The organism is Pseudomonas sp. N40(2020) (assembly GCF_014472415.1).
Taxonomy (GTDB): Bacteria; Pseudomonadota; Gammaproteobacteria; order Pseudomonadales; family Pseudomonadaceae; genus Aquipseudomonas.
The window spans coordinates 1-3,262 of sequence record NZ_JACSZV010000082.1; the positions used below are offsets into that span (position 1 = coordinate 1).

General features: G+C 61.0%; 3 protein-coding genes. 2 read left to right on the forward strand and 1 reads right to left on the reverse strand.

Translation table 11 applies throughout. The features are described 5' to 3' along the window. The first annotated feature begins 9 nt into the window (after positions 1–9). Complete coding sequence (locus IAI51_RS27675) at positions 10–801, forward strand: crotonase/enoyl-CoA hydratase family protein (protein ID WP_187681367.1); 792 nt, start codon at positions 10–12, stop codon at positions 799–801. A gap of 104 nt (positions 802–905) precedes the next feature. Here the strand turns inward: IAI51_RS27675 and IAI51_RS27680 are convergent, their stop codons facing one another. Beyond that, positions 906–1,661, reverse strand: a complete 756-nt coding sequence (locus IAI51_RS27680; protein WP_187681365.1) for a spermidine synthase — start codon at positions 1,659–1,661, stop codon at positions 906–908. Between the two features lie 151 nt (positions 1,662–1,812). Between IAI51_RS27680 and IAI51_RS27685 the strand changes: the two genes are divergently transcribed. Beyond that, positions 1,813–3,159, forward strand: a complete 1,347-nt coding sequence (locus tag IAI51_RS27685; protein WP_187681366.1) for a class II 3-deoxy-7-phosphoheptulonate synthase — start codon at positions 1,813–1,815, stop codon at positions 3,157–3,159. Positions 3,160–3,262: the final 103 nt, after the last annotated feature.

Here is a 3,262-nt window from a genome sequence, read left to right on the forward strand (position 1 = left end):
GAGTTATCCATGAATCAGCCCTGCCCCGGCCGCGTCAGCCGTGAACGTCGTGGCCATGTCCACCTGATCGGCCTCGACCGAGCCGCCAAGCGCAATGCTTTCGACCTCGACCTGCTCAATGAGCTGAGCCTGGCGTATGGCGAGTTCGAGGCGGATAGCGAGGCGCGGGTGGCAGTGGTGTTCGGCCATGGCGAACACTTTACCGCCGGCCTGGATCTGGTCAATGCCAGCTCGGCACTTGCCCAAGGCTGGGTAGTTCCGACCGGCGGTTGCGATCCGTGGGGTGTTTTCGTCGGCCCACGGGTGAGCAAACCGGTAATTGTCGCGGCACAGGGTTACTGCCTGACCATCGGCATCGAGTTGATGCTGGCCGCTGATATCAACCTTTGCGCGAGCAATACCCGGTTCGCCCAGATGGAAGTGCAGCGTGGGATCTTTCCTTTTGGCGGCGCGACTCTGCGCTTTCATCAGGTAGCCGGCTGGGGCAATGCCATGCGGTGGTTGCTGACCGGAGACGAATTCGATGCACACGATGCCTTGCACCTGGGATTGGTGCAGGAAGTGATGGCCAGCGAGGATCTGCTGCCCCGGGCCATTGAACTGGCCGAACGGATTGCGCAACAGGCGCCGTTAGGGGTGCAGGCGACGTTGATGTCGGCGCGCCAGGCGCGGTATGAAGGTGAGACGGCGGCAGCACAGGGCTTGCCGGCGCTGGTGAAGAAGTTGCTGGCCAGCGAGGATGCCAAGGAAGGTGTGCGGTCGCTGGTTGAGCGGCGGCCCGGGATCTTCAAAGGCATCTGATGAAACGCACCAAATCCTGTAGGAGCTGCCGCAGGTTGCGATCTTTTGACTTTGATTTTTAAAAGCAAGATCAAAGGATCGCAGCCTTCGGCAGCTCCTACTGCTCAAGTCGCAGGACGAATCGCCTTGATCAACGACTGCAACGAATACCCCAACTGCGGCGACAGCGCTTCAGCCCGGGCAGTCAACGCCTGCATGTCCAGCGCCTGATCCAGATCCGCTGGCACAATCAGAATCACGTTGCCCTCCTTCACCGGCAATTCCCAGTAATGCCGGTGATAGAGCCCGCGCAACAACGCCGCGCCCAACGGTTTGCCATCATCGGTAGCCCACTGGTTAATCACCAGCCAGCCGCCCGGATTCAAGCGTTTCTGACAGTCGCCGAGAAAACTCCAGGCCAGATGCCCGACACCGGGGCCGACGTCGGTGTAAAGGTCGACGAAGATCAGATCCGCAGGCTCCGCGCTCGGCAGCAATTCAAGGGCATCGCCGACGCGGATGTACAGGCGCGGATCGTCATCCAGGCCAAGATATTCGATTGCAAGACGCGGCACGTCCGGACGCAGCTCGATGGCTTCGACATCTTCCAGCGGCAGAAACTTGAGGCAAGCCTGAGTCAGCGTACCCGCGCCCAATCCGAGGAACAGCGCACTCTCCGGATGCTCGTGGCACAGCGCGCCAATCAGCATCGCCCGGGTGTAGTCGTACTCCAGCCAGCTCGGGTCGGCAGTGAACACGCAGCTCTGCTCGATCGCATCGCCGAACTCCAGAAAGCGGTAATCGGCCACTTCCAGCACGCGAATCACGCCGAACTCGTCCTGTACCTCGGCGAGCAATAGCTCGACGCGCTCCTCAGTCATTTCGTCTCCTGATGGTCACCGGGCGCGGTGACGCGATGGCACCGCTGTGGCGCCGTGGCAAAGCAGCGATTGTCGGCGATGGGGCGGGAACAGGTCACGCACTAATTTGCTGATACCATGGCGTTCCGTGCGTAGAACCTTAGAGACCGTGATGAGCCAACCCTGGAGCCCTGACAGCTGGCGCGCCCTGCCGATCCAGCAACAACCCCAATACCCCGACGCCGCGCATCTGCGCCAGGTCGAGCAAACCCTGGCCAGTTATCCGCCGCTGGTGTTTGCCGGCGAAGCGCGGGAACTGCGTCGTCAGTTTGCCGAAGTGACTCAGGGCCGGGCGTTCCTGCTGCAGGGTGGCGATTGCGCTGAAAGCTTCGCTGAATTCTCAGCAGCCAAGATTCGCGACACGTTTAAGGTGCTGCTGCAAATGGCCATCGTCATGACCTTTGCCGCCGGTTGCCCGGTGGTCAAGGTCGGGCGCATGGCCGGTCAGTTCGCCAAGCCGCGTTCGGCCAACGACGAAACCATCGACGGCGTGACCCTGCCGGCCTACCGTGGCGACATCGTCAACGGCATCGGCTTCGACGAAAAGAGTCGCGTGCCGGATCCGGAACGTCTGCTGCAGTCCTATCACCAGTCCACCGCGACCCTGAACCTGCTGCGCGCCTTCGCCCAGGGCGGTTTTGCCGACCTGCATCAGGTGCACAAGTGGAACCTCGATTTCATCGCCAACTCCGCGCTGGCCGAGAAATACAGCCACCTCGCCGATCGCATCGATGAAACCCTGGCCTTCATGCGCGCCTGCGGCATGGACAGCTCGCCGCAATTGCGCGAAACCAGTTTCTTCACCGCCCACGAAGCGCTGCTGCTCAACTACGAAGAAGCCTTCGTGCGCCGCGACAGCCTGACCAACGATTACTACGATTGCTCGGCGCACATGCTGTGGATCGGCGACCGCACCCGTCAGCTCGACGGTGCTCACGTCGAATTTCTGCGTGGGGTGAACAACCCGATCGGGGTGAAAGTCGGCCCGAGCATGAACCCCGATGATCTGATCCGTCTGATCGACGTGCTCAACCCGAGCAACGATCCGGGGCGTCTGAACCTGATCGCGCGGATGGGCGCGAACAAGGTCGGCGATCATTTACCGGCGTTGATCCGCGCGGTGCAGCGTGAAGGCAAGCAGGTGCTGTGGAGTTCCGACCCGATGCACGGCAACACTATCAAGGCCAGCAGCGGCTACAAGACCCGCGATTTTGCGCAGATCCTTGGCGAAGTGAAGCAGTTCTTCCAGGTGCACGAAGCGGAAGGCAGTTACGCCGGCGGGATTCACATCGAGATGACCGGGCAGAATGTCACCGAGTGCATCGGGGGCGCACGGCCGATCACTGAAGACGGCTTGTCGGATCGCTATCACACCCACTGTGATCCGCGGATGAATGCCGATCAGTCGCTGGAATTGGCGTTCCTGATCGCCGAAACACTCAAGCAAGTCCGCCGCTAAACTGCGTCACCCTGCATTAAGGGGCTGACCGCCCCCCTGTAGGAGCTGCCGAAGGCTGCGATCTTTTGATATTGATCTTCAAAGACAAGAGCAAGGTCAAAAG